21 protein-coding genes are annotated in these 23,544 nt (G+C 33.3%); 8 read left to right on the top strand and 13 right to left on the bottom strand.

Going from position 1 to position 23,544, the window contains the following annotated elements; all coding sequences use genetic code 11:
- Positions 1-5 precede the first annotated feature (5 nt).
- From V5E38_RS22360 to V5E38_RS22345, 4 genes are all read right to left on the bottom strand, one after another.
- Positions 6-128, bottom strand: a complete 123-nt coding sequence (locus tag V5E38_RS22360; protein ID WP_499213640.1) for a hypothetical protein — start codon at positions 126-128, stop codon at positions 6-8.
- 16 nt (positions 129-144) lie between these two features.
- Positions 145-1,968, bottom strand: a complete 1,824-nt coding sequence (locus V5E38_RS22355) for a polysaccharide biosynthesis protein (protein ID WP_499211481.1) — start codon at positions 1,966-1,968, stop codon at positions 145-147.
- A gap of 290 nt (positions 1,969-2,258) precedes the next feature.
- Positions 2,259-2,918, bottom strand: coding sequence for a CpsD/CapB family tyrosine-protein kinase (locus V5E38_RS22350; protein ID WP_499211480.1), 660 nt, complete (start codon positions 2,916-2,918; stop codon positions 2,259-2,261).
- A complete protein-coding gene (locus V5E38_RS22345; protein ID WP_390309980.1) occupies positions 2,857-3,612 on the bottom strand; it encodes a YveK family protein in 756 nt (251 codons plus the stop codon). The genes V5E38_RS22350 and V5E38_RS22345 overlap by 62 nt, the downstream gene beginning before the upstream one ends.
- Before the next feature lie 944 nt (positions 3,613-4,556).
- Here V5E38_RS22345 and V5E38_RS22340 point away from each other — a divergent pair.
- Positions 4,557-4,919, top strand: coding sequence for a group I truncated hemoglobin (locus V5E38_RS22340; RefSeq protein ID WP_429898766.1), 363 nt, complete (start codon positions 4,557-4,559; stop codon positions 4,917-4,919).
- Positions 4,920-5,162: 243 nt separating this feature from the next.
- Here the strand turns inward: V5E38_RS22340 and V5E38_RS22335 are convergent, their stop codons facing one another.
- The 3 genes from V5E38_RS22335 to V5E38_RS22325 form a co-directional block, all read right to left on the bottom strand.
- A complete protein-coding gene (locus V5E38_RS22335) occupies positions 5,163-6,914 on the bottom strand; it encodes a hyaluronate lyase N-terminal domain-containing protein (RefSeq protein ID WP_499211479.1) in 1,752 nt (583 codons plus the stop codon).
- Positions 6,914-7,132, bottom strand: a complete 219-nt coding sequence (locus V5E38_RS22330; protein ID WP_097974954.1) for a hypothetical protein — start codon at positions 7,130-7,132, stop codon at positions 6,914-6,916. Before V5E38_RS22330 ends, V5E38_RS22335 begins: the two co-directional genes overlap by 1 nt.
- Positions 7,133-7,333: 201 nt before the next feature.
- Positions 7,334-8,254 (bottom strand): alpha/beta hydrolase family protein, encoded by a 921-nt coding sequence (locus tag V5E38_RS22325; protein ID WP_499211478.1) that lies wholly within the window; start codon positions 8,252-8,254, stop codon positions 7,334-7,336.
- A gap of 193 nt (positions 8,255-8,447) precedes the next feature.
- On the opposite strand from V5E38_RS22325, the gene V5E38_RS22320 reads away from it, so the two are divergent.
- Complete coding sequence (locus tag V5E38_RS22320) at positions 8,448-8,933, top strand: CarD family transcriptional regulator (protein WP_286133493.1); 486 nt, start codon at positions 8,448-8,450, stop codon at positions 8,931-8,933.
- Positions 8,934-9,305: 372 nt separating this feature from the next.
- On the opposite strand, the gene cspD is transcribed toward V5E38_RS22320, so the two are convergent.
- Complete coding sequence (gene cspD, locus V5E38_RS22315; protein ID WP_025568675.1) at positions 9,306-9,506, bottom strand: cold-shock protein CspD; 201 nt, start codon at positions 9,504-9,506, stop codon at positions 9,306-9,308.
- 227 nt (positions 9,507-9,733) lie between these two features.
- Positions 9,734-11,749, bottom strand: coding sequence for a M14 family metallopeptidase (locus V5E38_RS22310; RefSeq protein ID WP_499211477.1), 2,016 nt, complete (start codon positions 11,747-11,749; stop codon positions 9,734-9,736).
- Between the two features lie 593 nt (positions 11,750-12,342).
- On the opposite strand from V5E38_RS22310, the gene V5E38_RS22305 reads away from it, so the two are divergent.
- From V5E38_RS22305 to V5E38_RS22295, 3 genes are all read left to right on the top strand, one after another.
- On the top strand, positions 12,343-13,974 hold the full coding sequence (locus V5E38_RS22305) for a hypothetical protein (protein WP_097974948.1): 1,632 nt from the start codon (positions 12,343-12,345) through the stop codon (positions 13,972-13,974).
- Complete coding sequence (locus tag V5E38_RS22300) at positions 13,952-16,708, top strand: DEAD/DEAH box helicase (protein WP_499211476.1); 2,757 nt, start codon at positions 13,952-13,954, stop codon at positions 16,706-16,708. The genes V5E38_RS22305 and V5E38_RS22300 overlap by 23 nt, the downstream gene beginning before the upstream one ends.
- Before the next feature lie 65 nt (positions 16,709-16,773).
- On the top strand, positions 16,774-17,307 hold the full coding sequence (locus tag V5E38_RS22295) for a GrpB family protein (protein WP_499211475.1): 534 nt from the start codon (positions 16,774-16,776) through the stop codon (positions 17,305-17,307).
- Positions 17,308-17,435: 128 nt separating this feature from the next.
- Here the strand turns inward: V5E38_RS22295 and V5E38_RS22290 are convergent, their stop codons facing one another.
- Positions 17,436-17,717, bottom strand: coding sequence for a hypothetical protein (locus tag V5E38_RS22290; protein ID WP_499211474.1), 282 nt, complete (start codon positions 17,715-17,717; stop codon positions 17,436-17,438).
- Positions 17,718-17,856: 139 nt separating this feature from the next.
- Between V5E38_RS22290 and V5E38_RS22285 the strand changes: the two genes are divergently transcribed.
- Positions 17,857-18,612 (top strand): prolipoprotein diacylglyceryl transferase, encoded by a 756-nt coding sequence (locus tag V5E38_RS22285; protein ID WP_499211473.1) that lies wholly within the window; start codon positions 17,857-17,859, stop codon positions 18,610-18,612.
- A complete protein-coding gene (locus V5E38_RS22280; RefSeq protein ID WP_499211472.1) occupies positions 18,584-19,984 on the top strand; it encodes a radical SAM protein in 1,401 nt (466 codons plus the stop codon). The genes V5E38_RS22285 and V5E38_RS22280 overlap by 29 nt, the downstream gene beginning before the upstream one ends.
- 117 nt (positions 19,985-20,101) lie before the next feature.
- On the opposite strand, the gene fabZ is transcribed toward V5E38_RS22280, so the two are convergent.
- Positions 20,102-20,524, bottom strand: a complete 423-nt coding sequence (gene fabZ, locus V5E38_RS22275) for a 3-hydroxyacyl-ACP dehydratase FabZ (RefSeq protein ID WP_056469377.1) — start codon at positions 20,522-20,524, stop codon at positions 20,102-20,104.
- A 416-nt stretch (positions 20,525-20,940) separates the two neighbouring features.
- On the opposite strand from fabZ, the gene V5E38_RS22270 reads away from it, so the two are divergent.
- Positions 20,941-21,198: a hypothetical protein gene (locus V5E38_RS22270; RefSeq protein WP_097974935.1), complete on the top strand. Its 258-nt coding sequence runs from the start codon at positions 20,941-20,943 to the stop codon at positions 21,196-21,198.
- Positions 21,199-21,224: 26 nt separating this feature from the next.
- Here the strand turns inward: V5E38_RS22270 and V5E38_RS22265 are convergent, their stop codons facing one another.
- Positions 21,225-22,343 carry a GerAB/ArcD/ProY family transporter gene (locus V5E38_RS22265; protein WP_499211471.1) on the bottom strand — a complete coding sequence of 373 codons (1,119 nt, stop codon included), beginning with the start codon at positions 22,341-22,343 and terminating at the stop codon, positions 21,225-21,227.
- Between the two features lie 17 nt (positions 22,344-22,360).
- On the bottom strand, positions 22,361-23,542 hold the full coding sequence (locus V5E38_RS22260; protein WP_499211470.1) for a Ger(x)C family spore germination protein: 1,182 nt from the start codon (positions 23,540-23,542) through the stop codon (positions 22,361-22,363).
- Positions 23,543-23,544 lie beyond the last annotated feature (2 nt).

Genomic DNA, 23,544 nt, shown 5'->3' with positions numbered 1-23,544 from the left:
AGAATTCACCAATTATGCCTTTTAACCATTCCAGTTTTATTTTTCTCTACATTTGGCATTGCTTTTGTAGCTGAGATGAATCTAGTCCCTAATCCCACCGTTGGAATAATACCTTTTTTTACTTTCATATAAATGGGCACTCCTTTAAGATATTGAAAGCACTTGTTCTATTTCAATTTTACTGTTCGAAATATTCAGTAATTTACCTTTGAGATTTTCCTGATCCAATGTAGAATATGTTAAAATTATTTCATTTATTTCGTCAATATATAGTTTTGATGTCTTTCCTACATAAATTTTCGGATAAACTTGCTGTTCATACACTTCTTCTTTATTCAATAATTCTTCAAACAGCTTTTCACCTGGACGTATGCCAGTAAACTCAATTCCCACTTCATCTATTGAGTTACCTGAAAATTTAATTAAATTCTTAGCAAGGTCAACAATTTTTACAGGCTCGCCCATATCCAATACAAAAATTTCTCCTCCATTAGCTAAAGCTCCGGCCTGGATCACCAGCTTCGAAGCCTCAGGAATCGTCATGAAGTATCTAACCATATCTGGATGAGTTACTGTAATTGGTCCACCCTTTTCAAGTTGTTTCTTAAATAAAGGAATCACGCTCCCCCGACTACCTAAGACATTTCCAAATCGCACAGCGACAAACTTAGTTTTACCATTTCGATCCAAATTTTGAATTATCATTTCTGCCAATCTTTTAGTTGCCCCCATTACACTAGTTGGATTTACGGCTTTGTCAGTTGAAATCATAACGAAATTTTCAACGTCATATAAACTAGCAGCAGTTGCAACATTTAGTGTACCAATGATGTTATTTTTCACTGCTTCTTCAGGATTTTGTTCCATTAAAGGAACATGCTTATGTGCAGCTGCATGGTATACTACATGCGGTCTATGTTTTCTCATAATCGATATCATTTTCTTCTCGTCTTGTATATCTGCAATTTCTGTTACAAATTTAATCGAAGTATTTACGAATTGCTCTTTTAAATCCATTTCTATTGTATAAATGCTATTTTCACCATGTCCTAATAAAATTAAAGTACTTGGACTAAACTTTGAAATTTGCCTACAAATCTCAGACCCAATAGACCCGCCTGCACCAGTTACTAATACAATCTTATTTGTAATTGAATCTGAAATCATTTCAATATCCAATTCAACTGCCTCACGCCCCAATAAGTCTTCAACTTGTACATCACGAAATTGATTTACGGATACTTTTCCAGTCATAATATCCTCTAGCATTGGTAGAATTTTTGTTTTTGCTTTTGTTTTAGTACATTCTTGTAAAATTTTATTAAGATCTTTTCTTCTTAAGGATGGAATTGCAATTATTATATTGCTTATATCTAGTTTATTTACATAATGTTCAATCTGGTTTACTCCACCTATTACCGGAATACCCAAAATGTGTAAATTTTGTTTTTTAACACTGTCATCGATAAATGCAATTGGCTTTAATTCTGAATCATAATTTTTTAACAATTGTCTTACTACCATTGTACCTGCAGCACCAGCACCAATAATAAGTGTTCTATTTTTATTCTCTGTATTCTTCTTAAACGAATCTGTATATATTCTCCATACTAAACGGGTTCCTCCGATTAACAAAATATGTAGAACCCACGTTACCGTTAATAGTCGGAAATACATTTCATGTATAATCAACTTCTGTACGATTGCAGTGCAAAGAATTGAGTAAGTAATTGCTTCAAAGATTATGATTAGTTCTCCGATACTTGCATACTCCCAGGCCTTCTTATATAGCTTAAAAATAAATGAAAATAAATGATGGCTAAGTACCAATGTAATTGAGCTAATAACAATCGGAGCTTTGAAAACATCAATCGTTGCGTTTACTAAAAATCGACTAAAGAAAATAGAAGTTAATACAATAAATGAATCTAAGAAAATAATAAAAGAAACTCTTTGTCTATAAGTCACATTTCTTACTCCTTTTCTACACGAGTTCACTTAAAATTTTTAAAGTCTTTAACTATTGAATCCCTTTAAAAATCCAATAGTTAAAGACTTTAAATTAAATATTGGGCATCCAACCCACCCTCACATCACACTTTCGACGACTTGCGTCTAAGGTATCTTTCAACCCACAGTATAACCGAGTGCCTTCATTGATAGAGGTAAGAAGACATCACCTTTACTTCAAGTTGGTATTATTCTTAATAAAGAACAAGGTTATAAAAATAAAATCTATTTTTTAGCAACTAATATCCTTATCTTTTGTTATTTAGAATGACTCCTACTAACTTTGAACTATCATTTAATAGTTTTTTAGCTTGAATAAGATCATTACTTTCTGTTTTCCCATAGCGAATAACCAATATTACACCGTCACAATAATCTGAGAAAATTTTTACATCTGCAAATTCAAGAACAGGAGGTGTGTCAACCAAGACCATATCATATTGATTTGTTGCTGTCTCGATTAATGTCTTCATTAATATTGAACCTAATAGATCAGCTGCATTGGCAAGAGTTGGTCCACTAGGTAATAAATCTAAACCTTTAATTTCCGTATGTTTTATTGCATCTTCAAATCTATTTTCTCCTGTTAATACGCTACTTAATCCAAGAGAGTTACCAATATTAAAAGCAGAAAATAGCTTCGGTCTTCTTAAATCAGCATCTATTAAGAGAACCTTTTTTCCCAACTGTGTTAGTGATATTGCTAGATTTGCCGCAGTTGTAGATTTCCCCTCATTATGGTTTGGAGAAGTCACAATTAAAGATTGGGTCTTCCGTCCATCCACTGACCCTAGAAAATTTGTTCTAATTGTCCTGTATTCCTCAGAAATTCTACTATTTGGACTATTAGAAGTTACTAGATTGATTAGATTGATTTTGTTCTTTAATTGTGATGATTTTCTGTTCATTAATCGCATGATACTCCTCCTTCATAGCATTAAGTTTCCTTTCACTTTTGCTTAATGACGTATTTTTCTTTCTCATTTTAGAAACAGTCCCTAAAACAGGAATTCCAAGTAATTCCTCAACATTTTGCTCTGACCTCACCGTGTCATCCAATGAATCAAGTAAAAAGACGAGTCCTATACCAACAGCTAATCCTACTAACAATCCATAAATACTATATTTGCTATAATTTTCATTAATTGGAATATTATTGACCTCTGCACGCGATAAAAGTTTAATATCCTTAAATCCTAATATATTTGGCATTTGATTCATAAAAACATCTGCTGTAGTATTGGCTATTTCTGCCGCTAAATCAGGATTTGAATCTACTACAGTAATTTTAACCACCGATGAACCGTTTACACTTTCAACTGTAATTTCTTTGCTCAAATCATCTGAGGTTATATTCAAATTCATCTGCTCAATAACATATTCCAATAATGATGGCTCTTTTACCATTACCAATAGTGTGTTCATTAAATCTGGTGTTTTTGCATTTACTATTAATTTAGAAGAAGTGGAGTACAGTGGAGTTGTAAGATAGACTGTATAGATTCCACCTAAAGCAAAAAATAGACTGATTGATACAATAAGTATCCATATACGTTTCTTTATGATTGCGTATAACTTTTTAATGTTAAATTCATTTTCCAAATTCATCACCACTTTTTTCAATATTTTGTTTATACTGCTTACATCGAATAAGTTCATTATAAAGAACGAAATTTGAGAGGACTTGTACCTATTCTATAATTCAAAAATAACTAAAGGTAAATTTCTTTAAGGTTCTTTATATTGAACAAAACTATGGATAATAATATTCATTTTTAATAGAAACAGGTATTAAAATTCTACAAAGTCACTACTAAATTAATTTAAAATTAACGTTCAGTTTCTATATAACGAACAGCTGAATGTAAAAAATGATATATATTATAGATACTAATCCATTCTAAATGGCGTATTGTTTCAACCAAATACTGAAAATTACGTTAATTATAAACTAAATTTTAATTCCTTAAAAAGAACAAGTCAATAATATTTTCTATAAATTTACATCCTTTTTACCAAATTAAAATACATTTGTTTTTAATTTTTTTAATTAAAAATTCCTATTAAATTATTTTTAAAAGTTTAAATATATTTCTTAAATTAAGTCTAAAGTTGTTCTTTTTTAAGAAATATAGGTGCTAATCTACTAAAAACTATTTTTCCCTTTCAATTTAAGGATAAAAATATTATGCTAAACGCTTTGTCTTAAGGATAAAGAAATCACTAAAACTAAAAAAATAATAATATTAATGAAGTAGTCTAATCGTTTTTTTCCAAACTTGTCCCTTTTTTTCACGCCCCACTGCTAAATGGTAGATTCTATATAATAAATTTATTATAGATATTTCCATATATGCCAAGTCGTCGTTTAAATTGAATAATTTCTTTTTTATGTTTAATCAAAAGTGCCAAAGATTTAACATCAACTATTAAGTTTTCTTTTTTACAAATTTTTACTTAAGAAATATTTTTAGTAAAAAATTAGTAATATTTCCAAGTTTCTTCGGGAATTCTAGTTTTAGCCTATTATGAAAGGAAGTTTTAATATGGAACAAACTCTGTACGAAAAATATGGTGGAGAAGAAACAGTCGGAAAAGTTGTGGACTATTTTTACGATGATTTAGTACTAAAAGATAAAACGGTCAATCACTTCTTCGAAAAAACAGATATGGATAAGCAGCGTCGCCATCAGACAAAATTTATCAGCTTTGCTTTAGGAGGGCCAAACCAATATTCAGGAAAATCAATGTCAAAAGCCCATGCAGGCATGAATATTCAACCTGAACATTTTAATGCAATTGCTACCCATCTTCATGATGCTTTAGCACATTTTGGTGTTAGTGAAGCAGATATCGATCTGGCCCTTACAAAGGTTGAGTCTCTTAGAGATGATATACAGTATAAATAACGCTTAACAATAATGCGTTCACTAAGATTGTGTTGATTACTCATTTAAGGTGCTAATTTTCCTCTAAGGACTCTTCGCATCATAATCCAGTGCCTCCAGTCAGTCTAAATAGTTGAAACTTCTCTAAATACTGACTGGAGATATCCAAAAAGCCCATAAAAAAAGGGGACGTCGTCGCCCCAAAAGTAAATTATGAAGAGGTATTTATAACTCAAATTACTTCCCCCCTCTATAATCCATTCATCAGAATAGTAATTTCCGTATTTCTACATTATATGTTATTTTACTAAAGTCAGTAGACTTTAACTTGTAAGTGCTTGTTGCTCCGTCGACCAGTTTATAACCTAATTTAATCTGACTTCTATAATTATGATTTGTGCCTTTTGTAAAACTTGCATCTACATAGAAATTACCACCATTGAAAACTTTTCCACCTGTAGTATCAATTGTACAAATTGGCGAAAACTCTACACCTCTATTATTTGTACCACCAGTAGCATCATCATAGTAATCATAAATTACACCTAATACTACTTTTACATTAGTTGAAATCCCAGCATCTATATAAACTGATCCTTTTACAATTACCTTTGATGCCATTTCAACAAATTTATCCTTAAATGCCACTCCATCTGAGACGGGCGTTTGTAAATCTGAGAAATTATACATTAAATAATTTTGAAAGCTCGTCAAATTATAACTAACATAGTTAAATTTTGATCGTAATTTATACAATGAGTCTTTTGATAAAGACAACCCATTTTTATATATTTCCATACCTTCAAAATAGTAACCTGTTCCATCTGAACCATTTATATCAATTAGTGATTTCAAAGTTGTGAAATCACTTGGAGGCATACAGTTTTTAAAAATTACACATCCGTTTGGATACTGATTAATATCACTGCTATCAATCTCAACCGGATTCACAGTTCCTGTTTCTGGACCTTCACCTAAATAAGTTCTTCCTCTTAAAAAAAGGCCTCCATTTCCTGAAGGAGCGATAATTGGAATGTTTTCTATAATTATTGGATTAATTCCAAATGCCCAGCCTTCATAATCAATTATCGTTGTCTTCTCAGGCTGCGCGTCTGATTCGTATGCTTCCTGATATAAATTAGAGATATTCACACTACCTTTTGTGTGAATGACCATAAAGCGATCGAAATTATTTTTATCTGCGCCTAAATAGCCAATTGCTACGTGGATATTTGAAATTGAACATGGAGTACCCCCATAACCAAATCTAATACCAACTCGATTATAAAGTAACTCAACATCGTCTGCTTGAAATAAATGACTAGCTGAACTAATGTATATTCCATAGTGGCAAGTTGAGAATGACATATGTTTACCACCGCTACCAGCGCATGAAAAACCTGGTGATTTAAATCCGTAATCAAAGCCATGAATGAATACATTATAAAAATGGAAATTGTATTCAGCAGATCCGTCATTTTGTGCTCCAAAACAAACTCCGGTTGGAATTTCTGTATAACCTTCATAAGAATAGAACTTTAAATCCTCCACATAGAAACAAATGCCTGGAGAAGGATTTCTTCGGTCATATATAAAATCTTGCTTATTTGTCTTAATTGTAGTGGATACACTTTTAAACCAAGATGGGGATAATCCATCATTTTCACCTTTTAATTTTATTGTAATACTGCCTGATATACTAGTTAGGTCTATTGGATTAAAATAATATTCTCCTTTTGGTAAATAAAAAGTAAATTCACCATTTGGGTATTGTGTAATTAAACTTTTTAGAATCGCTGAATTACTTGCTGCAAATGTACTATTTCCTGATTTTACCCCTAAAGTTTTTAAATTAATAATTAAACTAGATAATTCATTCCGATTTGAAAATAAGATGTTACCATTACTAGATCCAATAAATAATTCATTTGTATCGGTAGTAAAGCCAAATTCACCAACATCCAAAAGCGGTAAGTTTGCTTTAAGACCTCTACGAATTTGTATTTTTTGCGCCATTAAAAATTCCCTCCATCTATATTACCTAAAGGTGTGTCGGTAAAATTTCCCCCATCTATCTTCTGATCAAAGTTCACATCAGTAAAACTACCACCATCAATATTGAGGCTAACTGCAAACAAAGTAGTTTTATTACTTAAAAACTTTTGGGAATTTGAAACTAAAAAAGTAGTTTTCTTATTTTCAATTGCTTGTCCAATTTTAAGAAAATAAGTCAATCAACTTTAACCTCCATTCTATGAATATTAATTTAGATATAACATCTTATGAAAAACGCCTCTTAAATGTCTCCGTGAATGACTACTAATATAGAAATAACTAGTTTTACATTTTTTTTGGAACAAAAAAATACTAAGATTAGTTCCTAAACCAACAAAAAAGGTTTAGTAGATTAATCTTAGTATTTTTAATAATTTACTCTATTTCCAAAACGCACCCTCAAACTCAACTAAATCGTGATATGGGTACAAAGGTTTCAATAATCTTGCTTTTGTCCATAAATCTGTTGTTTTTTCTAAAGCCGTTAAAGACGATTTATAATTCTCATCAACTGTAATATATTTGACATTACCGAGATGCTGGAGTGAGTACCCAGTTATTTGTTTAAAGAAGGTTTTATTGGCGTAGTCCAATGGGTCACCCTTAACAATGTAATTTGTAAATAGCGGTTTAAACGTTTTTTGGACTTTTTGTGATTTTGCATGAAGTTTTTTCGAACCATCATCTAATAGTACACCTAATGAGTTAAATGTAACGCCCTGTACAAATAAATGATTTTTCAATTTTTTATCATTCTTAAGTTGATTACCCACAAATTGAGCCAAATAACCTCCAAACGAATGACCAGTAACATACACACTTGAATGATAGTTCTCTTTTTTATTTAATATTGTTGTAACCCAGTCATATGCTTGCTGAGCTTGTTGATCTACGACAATTGGTGAACCATTCTCAGGAGTTTCAAATTCAACTAATCTTTGGTAAATATCTTGTATATTAATTTTCTTTAATCCACTAAAAGCAAATAGTAAACTATTATTTTTTTTGTTTTTTAGTGCTATTGCAGAAAAACCAATATTACCAGATGTAATGGAAACAAGACTATAATCGCTAAGATTCTTATGAACTTGAGTAAGTAATGGATCAGCAATTCCTTTATGTTCTCTTAAGCTTCTGCCTATTTCTTTACTTAGAAATGCTTCATAAGAAAGCTCAGATGCTGCTAGAAATACGCCATCGGGAAGCTTCTGTAGCTCTCTTTGCTCTTGTTGGCTACATCCGGTGGTCGTTGTAAAAAAAGTAAGTACTGTAACGATAAAAATAACTACACGAAAATTCATTAGTAACCTAACCTCCTTTCGACAGTCTCTTTCTTCATATTATGTCCACGACCATATGACATGTTCATCTTTTCCCCAAAAAAGTAAAAAAATATACATAAAATTATTGACAGTTTTATTTTACAAATGTTATCATATAAATTTTGATATTTCATTTATTAATGTTATACTTAAGTTATAAGAATTTTCGGAGGTGGGTACATTGTTCAAAATTGGCGATCAAATTATTTACCCAATGCAGGGAGCTGCAGTAATTGATTCCATCGAAGAGAAAGTTATACAAGGTGTAACACAACAGTACTACATAATCAACATACCATCCAGCAATTTAAAATTGATGGTCCCTCAAGGGAAGGTGTCAAATACGAAAATTCGTTTAGTCGAAGACAAAGAACACTTAAGTAATGTATTAGATGACTTTTCAAATGGTCTTCCCGACGATTCCTTATCTTGGAAACAAAAATATGATTTAAACATGAAGAAACTAAAGTCTGGCGAATTACTCGCTGGTGCTCAAGTTGTACGTGATCTAACGCTTCAAGGCAGGGAAAAACCTTTAAACCCTAGTGAAAGAGAAATGCTAGACATGGCTAAACGCATGTTTGTTGGCGAACTTAGCTTAATTAAAGGCATATCACAGCTTGAAGCAACCGAATTAATTGATTCTGCATTAAAATAAAGATTTTTTAGGAAAAGGAGCTTACTTTAAGCTCTTTTTTTGTTGATTTTCGAACTTATTAGTTACTTTCATGAATACCCAGGAGGACCAACTGATCAAAATAAAGTATGAATATAGTTTCGATTCCACCTTATGTGTTTTCTCGGTAAGATTTTTTTATATTTACCAGTTTTAATTCCATTAGTTAATTTAATACATTATAATGGAAGATATTAGAAGTTTTAATATTTTTTTCAGATTTACTTTTTTAAATAGTTTATATACGATTGTGGACATTTTATTTGCAGGCGACGCCATTAACACTTCTCCACAAAAATAAAAAAAGACTGCTAACAAAAATGCTAGCAGCCTTTTATTCACTCAAAAGTGAAATTATAATTTAACTACGTTTTCAGCTTGAGCGCCACGGTTACCTTGAGTGATCTCAAAGCTTACTTTTTGGCCTTCTTCAAGAGATTTGAAACCGTCGCCTTGGATAGCTGAGAAATGTACGAATACATCGTCTCCACCTTCAACAGCGATGAATCCGAAACCTTTTTCTGCGTTAAACCATTTAACTGTACCTGTGTTCATTGTACGAACCTCCATATATACCTGTTTTTTTACACTTAATGAGTATTGTTAAGAAAAAATACACACATTAGAACAGGATGAAAATTCGTCCCTTTTAACACATGAATTGAATTAACCAATTTCTTATTAAGTATGTACCTATAGTAACATAAAATGAAATGAAAAACAAATTGTGCACGAAGAATAATTAAATTTTATGGATTTATTATAAAAAATGGCCTTATTTTTTACTTTTCGTTAGCAAGTATTAAACCAACTGGTAAGTTCTTCTTCATAATACTACTAAAGTAACTATTTGGAACTGGTTTGTTCCCTACATAAGGAGAAATTTCAATCGTAAATCCAGGTCGTTTTTTTGCAGCGACATACCAGTCTTTATATCCACCGCCTCCACCTTTTGCGGGAGCGACCAAACTATAACCTGTTTGTTTTGATAATTTTGTAGCAATTGCCTTATCTCTAGCCATTTGAGTCCCTGATTGATTATAATGCCAGAAAATAATATTTCCTGATGAGTGGTATGCAACTGTATTTTTGAATGAATGTTTATTAGTGAAATCATATAAAGCTTTAGCTTCTGGTTCACTTAGAGCCTTCGTACCTTTATAGTTATCAGGTCCAGGCTTTGACTTATTACCAGAAATCGTATTCCACCCAGCTGGGTATTGACGATTTAAATCTACGCCACGTACATTTGCCTTCCAAGCTTTAAAATTCTTGCTACCATTATTTAATTTAATGACCTGATTTGGATTCTTTGCACTGCTCGCACCTTTTTGTACAAGCATTACACCATCAGGATTAACCATTGGTACAAAATAAATAGACGTTTGTGATAATGTTTTTCTTACATCAAAACCAGAAATCTTTGTATTTTTTTCATACGCACTAGCATACTGATCAAGCATTTCCATTATGACATTTGTTGTCATATGCTCACGAGCATGATGCGAACCATTTATACTAATTTCAGCTTTTCCAGTCCCTAGCTTAATCGCATATAAATTTCTACCATCTACCGATTTACCAATCGTTTCAACTTTAGTAAATCCAGGATACCAAGCATTCAACTCCTGTAAATCCGCTGTCAATTCTTCATATGAGTAATCACCATTTGGGTCAACGTAATTATATGTTTTTAACGAAATATCCGCTTTAGGGATAAGCCCCTTAAGTCCCCCAACTTTAACGACATAATAAGAGGAATAAGCTGAATCAATTACTATTTTTTGCTTAGCAGGTATGTTAACCATTGTTGGTTTCGGATCACGCGGGAAGACAATTTTAGTATTTCGCACTGCAACACCTGCTGTAATTTTGACAGGCTGAGTCACAATATTGATTACAGGCAATGTCCCATTTGGTAAAGGAATTGTTTTATTTTTATCAATATAAGCAGTTTGATTAGAATATTGGATCATTAAATACTGATCCTTCACACCTATTTTACTAAAAACCGTATTTGCTTTTACTGTTCCCCTATTCACTAATTTACCATTTTCACTTAATAATAGAGGTGTATCGTTTGTTACTTTAAAGACTTTCGCCGTAGGGTAGATTTCCCATGGAGTAGCATCTCGGACTGCACTTTTCAAAATAGTTCCAGCATTCCCATTATAAGTAACATAGTAAAGGTCATTTTCCTCTTTATCTACTTTTAACTTAATGTTCGCTGGTATTGTTATTGTAGTTGTTGTGTTAGTTACATCACTGGTTGTTTCTTCAGTTGTTACACCGCCGGTTGTTCCTCCAGTTGTTGTGCCACCGGTTGTTTCTTCAGTTGTTGCACCGCCGGTTGTTCCTCCAGTTGTTGTGCCACCGGTTGTTCCTTCAGTTGTTGTACCACCGGTTGTTCCTCCAGTTGTTGCACCGCCGGTTGTTCCTTCAGTTGTTGTGCCACCGGTTGTTCCTTCAGTTGTTGTGCCACCGGTTGTTCCTTCAGTTGTTGTGCCACCGGTTGTTCCTTCAGTTGTTGCACCGCCGGTTGTTCCTCCAGTTGTTGTACCACCGATTGTTCCTCCAGTTGTTGTACCACCGGTTGTTCCTCCAGTTGTTGTACCACCGGTTGTTCCTCCAGTTGTTGTGCCACTGGTTGTTCCTCCAGCTCCAGTACTCTGAATGGTCAATTCTGTAGGTTTTAGAGTTACAACCCATTTGTCTGCAGCTTTTGTTTCCGCAAATACATCTTTAAACATACTAAACATAAGTACTAAAACAATTAAACTAATATAACCTTTCTTCAATCCCTTCACCTCTCTAGTTAATCAAAAACAATTGTGTATATGTAAGTAATTGTTTTTTACTCGTAACAGACGAAAAGCTCCCCATTTAGGGAGCTTTTTTTAAATGTCTAATATATTAATATTTTAATATATTAGCATTTTCATTGCATATTAAAATTGTATTACACACTTACCCATTCCTGTTACGTTTTTTACTTTAAATATAGGTATGTTTTTATCGATTTTAGTTGAAACTGAGGATTTTACATATAAGTACAATTTATTTTTTGAATATATTTGATTTGATAGTTTTTATTTGCCATTCCAGGATTTTAATTGCGATTTACACTTTTTTATTTACGATTCCCAGATTTTAATTGCGGATTCTCACTTTTTATTGGTGATTTCCGGGTTTTAATTGTGATCCCGACTTTTCATTTGCGTTCCAGAATTTTAATTGCTTCCCACTCTTTTTTTTATGATTCCAAAATCTTAATTACAACTTAATAGTAACAATCTATATCAACTTTCAATTTTTCCCTTTTCGGCTATGTGTATCGTATTTGTTTAGGGTATAATTACCAATAAGAATGTTTCGAGTAAGGAGGCATCGAATGCTTCAGCGTGATTTAAGTAAAGATATTATTTATGAACTTTCATATTCACTTTTTTCAAAGCTTTCTCCTCAAAATACGAGGGACGCAGAGCTTGTTGAAACTGGCCTACAGTTGTATCGACTAGGTCAAGTATATAATGTTTCGGTTCGCGAAGGTCGCCTAGTTGGTGTTGTCGAAGAAGGGGACCAAATTCATTTACCAATTCTACATATTGAAAACCATGATCAAAATGGATGTGATTGCTACGAAGCTCCTCCATGCCAACATCAAATTGCACTTCTTTGCTATGCTGCCGCTTCATTTTCTTTAGTCGGAGATATTTTGAGGAAGTTTAAGCAGTCTTCCTTAAAAAGTATCCCGAATATCATGACTGGTCGCCAATTGTTAGATCAAATGAGTATGTTTGAGCAGGATCGACCGAAAGAGACAGTGGAGTTATTTGAGAAAAAGTATAAGGAGTATATAGAACAGCAAAGAACGTCATTTTACCAAGATGTTTATTTTGTATATCCATTATATGAACGGTTTTATCATGGATTATTGAATCAACAACCACGTCAAGAAAAGGAAAAGCTACTATATCAATTACTTGCGTCAATTTTTACAATGAATAAAATGGTCGGACAAATCGAAATTCAAAGCACAGTTTACGACAATGCACATTTACCTCGCGAAATGACAATGCTAGAAAATCAAATTGAGGCAGTAAGTAGACAATTACATAATTTAACTGGGGGTTCCGTGTCTACTCAGTATGAAGAAGTTCTTCGTGAGCAGTTACAGGCTCTTTTATTAGAAAGAAATCTTTGTATAGTTCCACGATATAACTCTTTTCGTCATGTATATAAAGAGCTATTAAATAGTCCAAAGATTTTATATAAGGATTTAGAAACTTTATCAAAGGTTGAGGACAATTATTATGCAGACTTAGGAAAAGCTCATCTATATTATTTATTAAAAGAAGATGAAACAATGCTGTCCATTATAAAACAATACAGCAGTAATGAACGTACTCTTTATTGCTTTACCTACTGGATAGAAAGTCTTCGAAAAAACAATGAAACAGATCGGCTAACATTATTTTTGCCATTATATTACGAGATGCTTTTACACTTTTTAAAAAATGGCGATGATGAATATGCAAAAACTACTTTTGCGAAACATTTCCTTACTAATTATGAGTACAATAGTTTTTACACAAATGAAACGGCCGGGCTAGAAGTAGTTTATCAAGCATTACTTCCATATAGTGTGATGCAGTACACTGATTACTTAATGCATAATCGAGAATACAAGCGATGGGCTGAGCTACAAATGCACTTATATTCTTACAATCCTGATTACATTGATAAACATGACCTTCAGGAAGTACATAAGTACTCACCTCAATCTGTATTACCTATATACCATCACTTGGTTCTTTATTACATTGAATTAAAAGGCCGAGCAAACTATAAAATAGCAGTTCGATATTTGAAAAAACTAAGAACAAATTATAAAAAATTAAAGCGCATGAATGAGTGGGATGACTATATTCAGTATGTTGAATCTCAATTTATTCGTTTACGTGCACTTCAAGAGGAATTAAAGAAAGGAAAATTAGTCAATGAAGCGACTAGCAAATCTTAGTATTGCCGTAAAATGGGTTGAGCGAAAAGGCTTACTCCTTTATGGAATGCAAAGTCACGGTGTCATTTTACCGGTAACCGCATGGAAGCATCTAGTGTTTCAATGGCATGAACCTTCATATTATGGGACATTATTGCAACCGACCCGAGTCGGACAGATTGAAGGAATTCTTTTAACTCCAATCGAAGCACTTACTTTTTTTAGAGAACATCAAGAAAACTCATTAGTAGAGATTACTTATTTAGATGAAGCAAATGAGTTTCATTCGGTAATCTCACGTTTATACGATGATTTTAACGAGGGCCACGTTTCCCCAAGCTTTGCTCATTATCAGACTAGCGATGAGCTATGGAAAATTGATGGATTTGAACAATTAGAACCAACTTTACAAGAATTGGTTTCTTCTGCAATTAAACAACAGTTTGAAATAGAAACTTTACAGTCTAAACGCTGGGATATTGCTAGGGGCTTGTATCACAATCCAAGTTATATAAAACAGCAACTCACACATAGTATTGATGAAGACGATTGGCATGTAAAAATCGGGCTAAGAGACGATGATGTTCCATTTTCAATTCGATTAGTACTTGAAGAACCAATGAGTGAGCATGATGACTGGAATTTACGTACGTATTTAATTGATGAGCGAAAAACCATAAAACCTTATGAATATAACGGACATGAATCATTACATAAAAAGCATTCTTCTTATGCTGAGTATTTAGATCGAACATTCCAAGGAGTAGGATTATTAGCACCAAACTTAATCGATGATCATAAGCCAAAAGAAGTTTTAAGCGAACAAGAAGCTTGGACATTTTTAACAGAGGATAGTGAAAAAGTACTTTCCGCAAATATTCAAGTTCTTTTACCAAGCTGGTGGCAAGCTTTAAAGCAAAATAAGATGACTTTAAAAGCAAGTGTAAAAGGAAAACCTGCTGGAAACTCATTTTTCAATATGGAAACATTAGTTGACTTTAACTGGCGAATTTCTACAAATGGAATGGAGCTTTCAGAACAACAATTCCAACAATTTGTTGAAAATCAAAGACGTTTAATTCAATTTAACGGTCAATGGATTGCACTTGATCCTGCTTTTATTGCACGTATGAAAAAAATGATGGCAAAGGCTGAAAAGCAAGGACTTAGATTTCACGAAGTTCTTCAACATGAGCTACTACAAGGGACTGAAAAACCTGAGGACGATCACTCACCTTTTGCCGAAGTTGAAATTGAAGTAGATGATGTATTCCGAGAATTAACTAAACGATTAACATCCATTTCAGAAGTTCCCGAGCTTAATGTTCCTCATGATCTGCAAGCAACATTACGAGCATATCAACAAAAAGGATTCGAATGGTTAGTTCATTTGAAAAATATGGGATTTGGTGCACTACTAGCTGACGATATGGGGCTTGGTAAAACAATTCAATCGATCTCTTATTTAGCTTACCGTAAAGAAAACGAAGAAAAACAAGGAGCATCATTGATTGTTTGCCCTACTTCTGTTATCAACAATTGGAAACGAGAAATTGAATTATTTTACCCTGATTTAACTGTTCATGTTCACTATGGTGGTAACCGTTTAAAAGGTGAAGACTTATTTTCAATAATGAGAGATGTCGATATTGTCATCACCTCCTATGCTTTAAGCGTTTTAGATTATGAAGACCTAAAGCAATATGTTTGGAAAAGTATCATTCTCGATGAAGCTCAAAACATAAAAAATCCAACGACAAAGCAGTCTCGCGCAGTTCGCGGGTTAAAAGCTGAGCACCGGATTGCTCTTACTGGTACTCCAATGGAAAACCGTTTAACGGAGCTTTGGACAATATTTGATTTTATAAATAGAGGCTATCTAGGTTCACTAAACCGTTTCGCTAGCAATTATGTAAACCCTATTGAGAAGGACCGAGATGAAGAAAAGATAAATGCTGTTCATCGTTTAATTTCACCTTTCTTACTAAGACGAACTAAGCAAGACGAAGATGTTGCTTTAAATCTTCCACCAAAACAAGAACAAAAGATGCTTTGTCCGTTATCAGTTGAACAAGCAGCATTATACGAGCAAGTTGTTCAAGACAGCCTAAAACAAATCGATACATTAACTGGTATCGAACGCCGAGGCCGCATTTTATGGATGCTAAATAAGTTAAAACAGATCTGTGATCACCCTTCTTTATTCTTAAAAGAATCCCAGCTTGTTGAATTCGAAGAGAGATCAAGTAAAGTTGAACGATTATTCGAATTAATAGACCCAATCCTTGAACAAAAAGAAAGCTGTCTAATCTTTACCCAGTATGTGAGAATGGGTGATATGCTTAAAGAGGCAATCCAAGCAAAATTTGGTGAAGAAGTATTATTCTTAAATGGTAGTGTTCCTAAAACTGCCCGGGATAATATGATTTCCCGCTTCCAAAACGGCGATGTAAAAGTGTTTATCCTTTCACTCAAAGCTGGTGGAACAGGATTAAACTTAACAGCTGCAAATCACGTAATGCACTTTGACCGCTGGTGGAATCCAGCAGTTGAAAATCAAGCGACTGACCGAGCATACAGAATCGGCCAAACAAAATTCGTTCAAGTCCACAAATTTGTAACGATCGGAACGCTAGAAGAAAAAATTGATGAAATGCTACAACGGAAACAATCACTTAACGATACAATCATAACGAGCGAACAGTGGATTACAGAATTGTCTATGGATGAGCTTGTTGATTTGTTAGGTGTTTAATATGACGGAAAAATGGGATTATTGTATAGAGATAATCCCATTTTCTATTAAACGGAGGTTTTATTATGGGCACAAATACTGGAAGGAACGTAATTGTCAAAAACCATGATGAAAACTGGAAAAAATTATTCCAAGAAGAAGCTAACCTTATACGTGAAATCTTAAAAGATGAGCTTATTGAAATTCATCACATAGGTAGTACATCAGTTCCAAATTTAAAGGCAAAACCAATTATCGATATGTTACCTGTCATTAAAAACATAGAAAATATAGACAAGTATAATGATCAATTAGCAGAAATTGGTTATGAGGGACTTGGTGAGTTCGGTCTTCCACGTAGAAGATACTTCCGAAAAGGTGGCGAGAATCGTACCCACCAAATGCATATGTATCAGTTTGATAATGAAAAAGAAATTGAGCGTCATCTAGCAGTTCCCGCTTTTTTAAGGGTACATGAGGATGAGATGAAAGCATATGGGGAATTAAAAGCGCAGCTTGCTGAAAAATTCCCAAATGATATTTATGGATACATGGATGGAAAAGATGCCTTTGTGAAGGAAATAGAGCGAAAAGCTATAGAGTGGAGAAAAACGAATTAATTTATACGGTTAATAAAACAGTAAAAAAACATGCGGTGGGAATATGCATGTTTTTTATTTGGGTTTGAATATTAAATCTGTAGTCTGCTGGATACTAACGATGCTTCCTCTGTAAAGGAGAAAATTTATCATATATCATAAAAAATGGCCCCACAAATCGAATAGAATATAAAGAATACAATTGGGAGAGACATGAAAAACCCAATTGCCAAGAACTTTCTTTTGGAGACTAACAAAAGATAAATACCTATTAAAAGTGGTATAGCAACGACAATTCCCGCCGCTATTGAAAAACTTATAAAATCTATTCCTAAAAAAGTAACAAGGATTCCACTGAATGAAGTAAGAGTTCCAAGAAAAAGCCCTTTAAAAAAATTAGCAACTGGATGATAATCGCGGTGATCTGGCAACCTCATCCCCCCTCCCTAATCTGAACTTCCTATAAATATATGATAGTAGAATATTCAGAAAAATAGTATCATAGGGTTAGCATCATGACAATAAATTTTTTGAAATAAAAAAGGAAGTGATACTATACACACCCCTGTAATGATCCCACTTTTTGGTATGGAACTTCATCCACATAGAGTTTTTGAAAGTTTAGCCTTTTTTATTGGATTTAGAGTATATATTAAGTTCCGCCGAAAAGGAACGATTAGTGAAGAAAAAACCGTATACGTACTAATTGGAGCAATTCTTGGTTCCCTTTTTGGCAGTCTGATTGTCGCTTCACTTCAAGACATCCCAAAATTGTTGCACACCATTCATAGTCATGGTCTATTTGGAATATTTCAAGGAAAAACCATTGTTGGTGGATTACTAGGCGGTATCATTGGAGTTGAGTTAAGTAAAAAACTTTGCAACCAAACAAGCTCAACCGGTGATGATATGGTTCTCCCACTTTGTCTGGCAATGTGCATTGGAAGAATCGGTTGCTTTTTAACTGGATTAACAGATGATACATATGGAATCCCTACGTCAAGTGTATTCGGAATTGATTTAGGCGATGGAATAAAACGTCATCCAACATCACTTTATGACATTGCTTTTTTATGCTGTTTACTGTTCGTTATAAAATACATTTTTAAACAAAAACCTTATGAGGGTTTTCACTTTGCTCTGTTTTCCGCTTCATATTTTCTTTATAGGTTTTTCATTGAGTGGCTAAAACCAACAATCAAGCCCTATGGAGAAATGAGTAGCATTCAACTAACTTGTTTATTAGGCGTACTATATTACGCTATCTATTTTATCTATCAGAGAAGGAGAAATTATCGTGCCAAATCGTCCTTATACGTACAGTGATTTTACAATATCTGTTTGTAGTAAATGCTTACGAAAAGTAGAAGCAAAAATTATCTTTGAAAATGATTGCGTTTATATGTTAAAACGCTGCATGCACCATGGTATGGAAAAAGTCTTAATTTCTACAGATATTCCTTATTATCAATTATGTAGAGAGTTTATTAAACCAAGTGAAATGCCCCACCGATGGAACACCCCAATTAAATACGGTTGTCCATACGATTGTGGTCTTTGCCCAGATCATGAACAACATAGTTGTTTGAGTATTGTTGAAATAACAGATGTGTGTAATTTGCAATGTCCGATTTGTTATGCAGAAAGTTCTCCTAAACGAACTACTTGGAAAGACTTAGAAACTATTAAACGGATGTTTGATACGATTATTAAAAACGAAAAGGAAGCAGATGTAGTTCAAATCTCCGGTGGTGAACCGACAATCCACCCTCATTTTTTTGAAATACTAGATGAGGCAAAAAAGCGAAGCATTAAACACCTCATGGTCAATACAAACGGAATTCGAATTGCCACTGATGAAGCCTTTGTAAAAAGACTCGCAAGTTACAAACCTGGCTTTGAAATTTATCTTCAATTTGATAGTTTTGAAGAGGAAACACTTCTTGAGCTAAGAGGGCGCGATTTACGAGAGGTACGACAAAAAGCTATTCATAATTTAAATAAGTATAATATTAGTACTACACTGGTTGCTGTCCTAAAAAAGGGCTTAAACGACCATGAAATAGGCAAAATTATTAAATGGGGTACAGAACAAAAGTGTGTACGTGGTGTAACATTCCAACCTATTCAACACGCAGGAAGAACAGAAAACTATGACCCATCAACTGAACGCTTAACATTGAGTGAAGTTCGCCAAGAGATTATTAAACAAAGTGAATTCTATTCTGAAGACGATATTATTCCAGTGCCGTGCCATCCTGACAGTTTAGCAATGGGCTATGCTTTAAAAATGGGCGGTAAAATCACCCCTTTAACTAGTATCATTGATAAGAATGTATTGCTTGAGGGTGAAAGGAATACAATAGTTTTCGAGAGTGATGAAGAGCTACGAAACAAAGTTTTCAAATTATTTAGTTTAAATCACTCCCCTCAAAGTGGATTTCAAGGCTTAAAGGATCTTCTATGTTGTTTACCAAAAGTTATTTTACCAAGTGGAATGGGATATGAAAATGTATTTCGAGTATTAATTATGAAATTCCAAGATAATTATGATTTAGATGTTCGAAGCGTAAAAAAATCATGTGTTCATTTTGTAACGACAGATGATAAAATGATTCCATTTGACACATATAATTTGTTTTATAGGGATGACAAAGAGTCATACTTAGAGACACTTAGAGAAGAAATTATAAAGTAAAGCAAACCCTCACTTAAAATAAAAGTAAATTTGAATTACTTATATTTAAATGCCCTTCTCTTAAAAATAAAAGAAAGCCTATTTTTTTAAAATAGGCTTCTTTTTTGTTCACTCTATTTATTTAAGTGCAAATGTAAGTTCAGCTTCGCAAGCTATTTGTCCGTCAACTGTTGCTACTGCTTTACCTTTACCAATTGGTCCACGCATTTTCACTAGTTCAACCTCTAGTCTTAGCTGATCACCTGGTACTACTTGTCTTTTAAAGCGGCAATTATCGATACCAGCAAATAATGCAAGTTTTCCTTTATTTTGCTCAAGGCTTAACGCCGCAACTCCTCCAACTTGTGCTAGAGCTTCTACAATTAGTACCCCAGGCATTACAGGATAATCAGGGAAATGACCATTAAAAAATTCTTCGTTAGCAGTTACATTTTTAATACCAATCGCACGTTTACCTTCTTCGTGCTCAATAATACGATCTACTAATAAAAATGGGTAACGATGAGGAAGAATTTCTTTTATTGCTTTAATATCTAACATTTTATGTAGTCCTCCATTTATAAAAATTCAATATGTTAATAAAAAAGAAGCAAGTCTTAAGACCAGCTTCTATGCGCTATTAATATAATACTATCTTATTTTGTAAGTTAACGCAAACCAATAATGAAACCGCTCAATTGCTTACCATTATTACTCCAATTACTCTACAAGAGCTAAAACGGTAAGTTACTTAGTCAAATAAGCCAATCATAGAACTCAATATGTTATCTATTACTTTTAAGCCCCGTTATTAGTGATCACCTATAAACAAAGGGTCATCCAACTTATTCAAGCTACCTACTGTGTTCGACTGTTTACTTATTAAATTACAGAAAATTCCCCCTAACTTTTCGTATAATCACTGCCATCATATACCAAAATAATAGTAATTAGTCATTATAAATGGGGTGCGGGCATTGAAAGTATTTTGGGTTTTTCTTTGTTTATTTATTCTAGAGATGTGCTTATTGGAAGGAATCGACTTATATAATGGGGATCAGTTTCCTCACTTACTAACGAATATAAAGCTTAGCAAAACTGAACTAGTTGGTGAAGATTATGTATTAATTTTCTTTTTTACTGTACCATTCGGCGTTGCCAAAATCGTCCTATCGTATATGAAGAAACTAAAAAAGAAACGAAATCAAGAACAAAATCAAAATAGTTCTAATTAAAACGAAAGAGAATGCAGTTAAGGCTTCTATTCTGCATTCTCTTTCGTTTTTGTTTTTGCTTTTTTTTGGATGACTGCTATGACCAACAGAACAGTAGGAATAATGATTTGTAAAGGTATATGTAAATAGTAAGGTACAATGTCAAACCCTTCTTTATAGTGCTCTAAATAATCAGGTGCCATCCAAACGGAACAAATTACTATGATTACTGCAATTGGATAGGTAAGTGTATCCGATTGTTTCACTTTAAATAAATCTGCCGCTCCAATGATTGCACAAAAGAAAAAAACCGTTATCTTAATAAATCCCCCTACAGCAATAACAATGACAACGACTGAATCGAGCCTTTGAATAAAATCAGCAATATTGATATAACTAATTGCTGTTAAGATCGGATAAGTAGCTCTGACCACCGTATTTGCTCCTAAAACACAAATATTAAGCATTGTTACTACTGTTAAAAGCAGACCTACAAACATTAATCCAGGAATGCCGACCTTCCATGCATTATCCGGTTTCTTTAAATAAGGTAAAATCATTGTAAATACAATCATTTCACCAAATGGAAATGTAACGGTCAAAGGGTATGCTTCTTTTATTATGGTTTTCCAACCCGTCTCTAGCACGGGTCTTAGATTATCGGTTTTTATTATTCCTGCAATTACTTCAAAACCAATTATTGATACGATTATGAAGATGATTACGAAAAATAGAAACTCACATACTCTACCGAATACTTCAAAGCCTTTAAAGACTGCATACATACATAAAAACATAAATAAAATGCCAATTGAAATAAGAGAGGATGTGTTGTAAAGTGTAATCACTAATAATTCTTCAAAGTCTCTAAGAACTCGTGCTCCAATATAAATAAAATAGAGAATATAAACCATTGCTAGTAATTTGCCTGCAAACTCCCCTAAAATAGATTGAATATATCTCGTAAATGGTAACTCGGGATACAGATCAAATAATTTGATGTAAACACAAAATAGTAAGCATCCAGTAACCAAAGCGATTAAAACACTAATCCAAGCATCCTGCATTGCACCAGATGCAAGCCCTACTAATGTAGCGCTCCCCATTTCAAATAAAAATATAATACTAAAGAATTGGTAGGCACCAATTGATAATTTTCGATTCATTAGCATTCCCTTCTTTTCTAAAATGGATAAGCTTTTTTTCTCATACCTACATTATTTATTTGGACATCAACATCAATTTTCACTTTAGCTTTTTGAAATTGGTCATTCCAATTTTTCTCATACTTTTTAAAAACCTTTGGATCTGATAAATGTAGTTTATCGCCAAACCCAAAAATATCTGCACCATATCCTTGTGCTTTTTTAATTCCTTCCTCTAGGGTTTGCTTTACCGCTTTCTCACTTAATAATTCATATTTTTTTAGTGTTTTCGCTTGATCAAAATTGTCATTACAAAGTACTTCATCAATAATGGCTATCGCTTTTACCTTTATCTGAATGATTGGTGTTTTACCTTTCATTTTAATCTTCGTGTCGGTTTTCAAACGTGTAATCTCCATTGAATCAAATTCTGTTTTGCTGCATTTTATCTGTATATTCGTTTCCTTTATCGCATTATCAACTATTTGAACTGATTTTGCTGGAGGACCATCTAACCATCCAACTAACTTTCCTTTTTTAATAACCCCTAATCCTTCAATCTTGTTATAGGATGATTTCACATCTGAAAAATTATCAAGCGTTTCAGATTTCTCAGTTTCATTTTCTAAAATTGCACCATTAACGACCGGTTCTCTACCACTACTTGAAAGTGCCGATATTACTTGACGCATTTGTATTTCTTGATTTTCTCCTAGTAGTGAAGACGTATTTTTAATTTTCCCTACCATTGACTTAGCCGGTAATTTATCAAGTGCTGGCAAGTTATTCATTACATGATAAACACTGTCGTTCCTTGCAATAACAACTGGAATATTAACACGTATTTTGGAATCCCGCTCAAACACATCAAATATATAGTTCAACGTTTTTTCCTTTGCTAATTTTTCACCAATAACAACAAGTGCTACATGAGAGTATATATTTGAACGAGAAACACTTTTTGTAACATTTCGCGCCGCTTCTGAAATCGTTCTACCTTTTTGTGCTAGGGAAATAACTGGTGTACCTATTGAACCAGTAACACTGGCAATTGCACTCGGATTAATGATTTGAAGAACCATATTGTATTGATTATCTTTAGGTATATAATCGACACCCATAGCTACCACGATTGATACACTGTTTAATTCTTTATAATTAGAACAACTCACCAAAAGTAAACTTGTAATTAGAATTAAGATCATACATTTTCTCTTCATAC

The sequence above is a fragment of the Rossellomorea sp. GAMAL-10_SWC genome (assembly GCF_049568075.1).
Lineage (GTDB): Bacteria > Bacillota > Bacilli > Bacillales > Bacillaceae_G > Gottfriedia.
The sequence above is the reverse complement of the archived record's forward strand: the minus strand, read 5'-3'. Positions and strand labels throughout refer to the sequence as shown.

What these genes read in the sequence shown, in the direction of transcription:
- V5E38_RS22360 (WP_499213640.1), bottom strand. Translation starts at nt 128, where the DNA reads ATGAAAGTAAAAAAAGGTATTATTCCAACGGTGGGATTAGGGACTAGA.
- V5E38_RS22350 (WP_499211480.1), bottom strand. Translation starts at nt 2,918, where the DNA reads ATGAACAGAAAATCATCACAATTAAAGAACAAAATCAATCTAATCAAT.
- V5E38_RS22340 (WP_429898766.1), top strand. Translation starts at nt 4,557, where the DNA reads ATGGAACAAACTCTGTACGAAAAATATGGTGGAGAAGAAACAGTCGGA.
- V5E38_RS22335 (WP_499211479.1), bottom strand. Translation starts at nt 6,914, where the DNA reads ATGGCGCAAAAAATACAAATTCGTAGAGGTCTTAAAGCAAACTTACCG.
- V5E38_RS22325 (WP_499211478.1), bottom strand. Translation starts at nt 8,254, where the DNA reads ATGAATTTTCGTGTAGTTATTTTTATCGTTACAGTACTTACTTTTTTT.
- cspD (WP_025568675.1), bottom strand. Translation starts at nt 9,506, where the DNA reads ATGAACACAGGTACAGTTAAATGGTTTAACGCAGAAAAAGGTTTCGGA.
- V5E38_RS22305 (WP_097974948.1), top strand. Translation starts at nt 12,343, where the DNA reads ATGCTTCAGCGTGATTTAAGTAAAGATATTATTTATGAACTTTCATAT.
- V5E38_RS22300 (WP_499211476.1), top strand. Translation starts at nt 13,952, where the DNA reads ATGAAGCGACTAGCAAATCTTAGTATTGCCGTAAAATGGGTTGAGCGA.
- V5E38_RS22295 (WP_499211475.1), top strand. Translation starts at nt 16,774, where the DNA reads ATGGGCACAAATACTGGAAGGAACGTAATTGTCAAAAACCATGATGAA.
- V5E38_RS22285 (WP_499211473.1), top strand. Translation starts at nt 17,857, where the DNA reads ATGATCCCACTTTTTGGTATGGAACTTCATCCACATAGAGTTTTTGAA.
- fabZ (WP_056469377.1), bottom strand. Translation starts at nt 20,524, where the DNA reads ATGTTAGATATTAAAGCAATAAAAGAAATTCTTCCTCATCGTTACCCA.
- V5E38_RS22265 (WP_499211471.1), bottom strand. Translation starts at nt 22,343, where the DNA reads ATGAATCGAAAATTATCAATTGGTGCCTACCAATTCTTTAGTATTATA.
- V5E38_RS22260 (WP_499211470.1), bottom strand. Translation starts at nt 23,542, where the DNA reads ATGAAGAGAAAATGTATGATCTTAATTCTAATTACAAGTTTACTTTTG.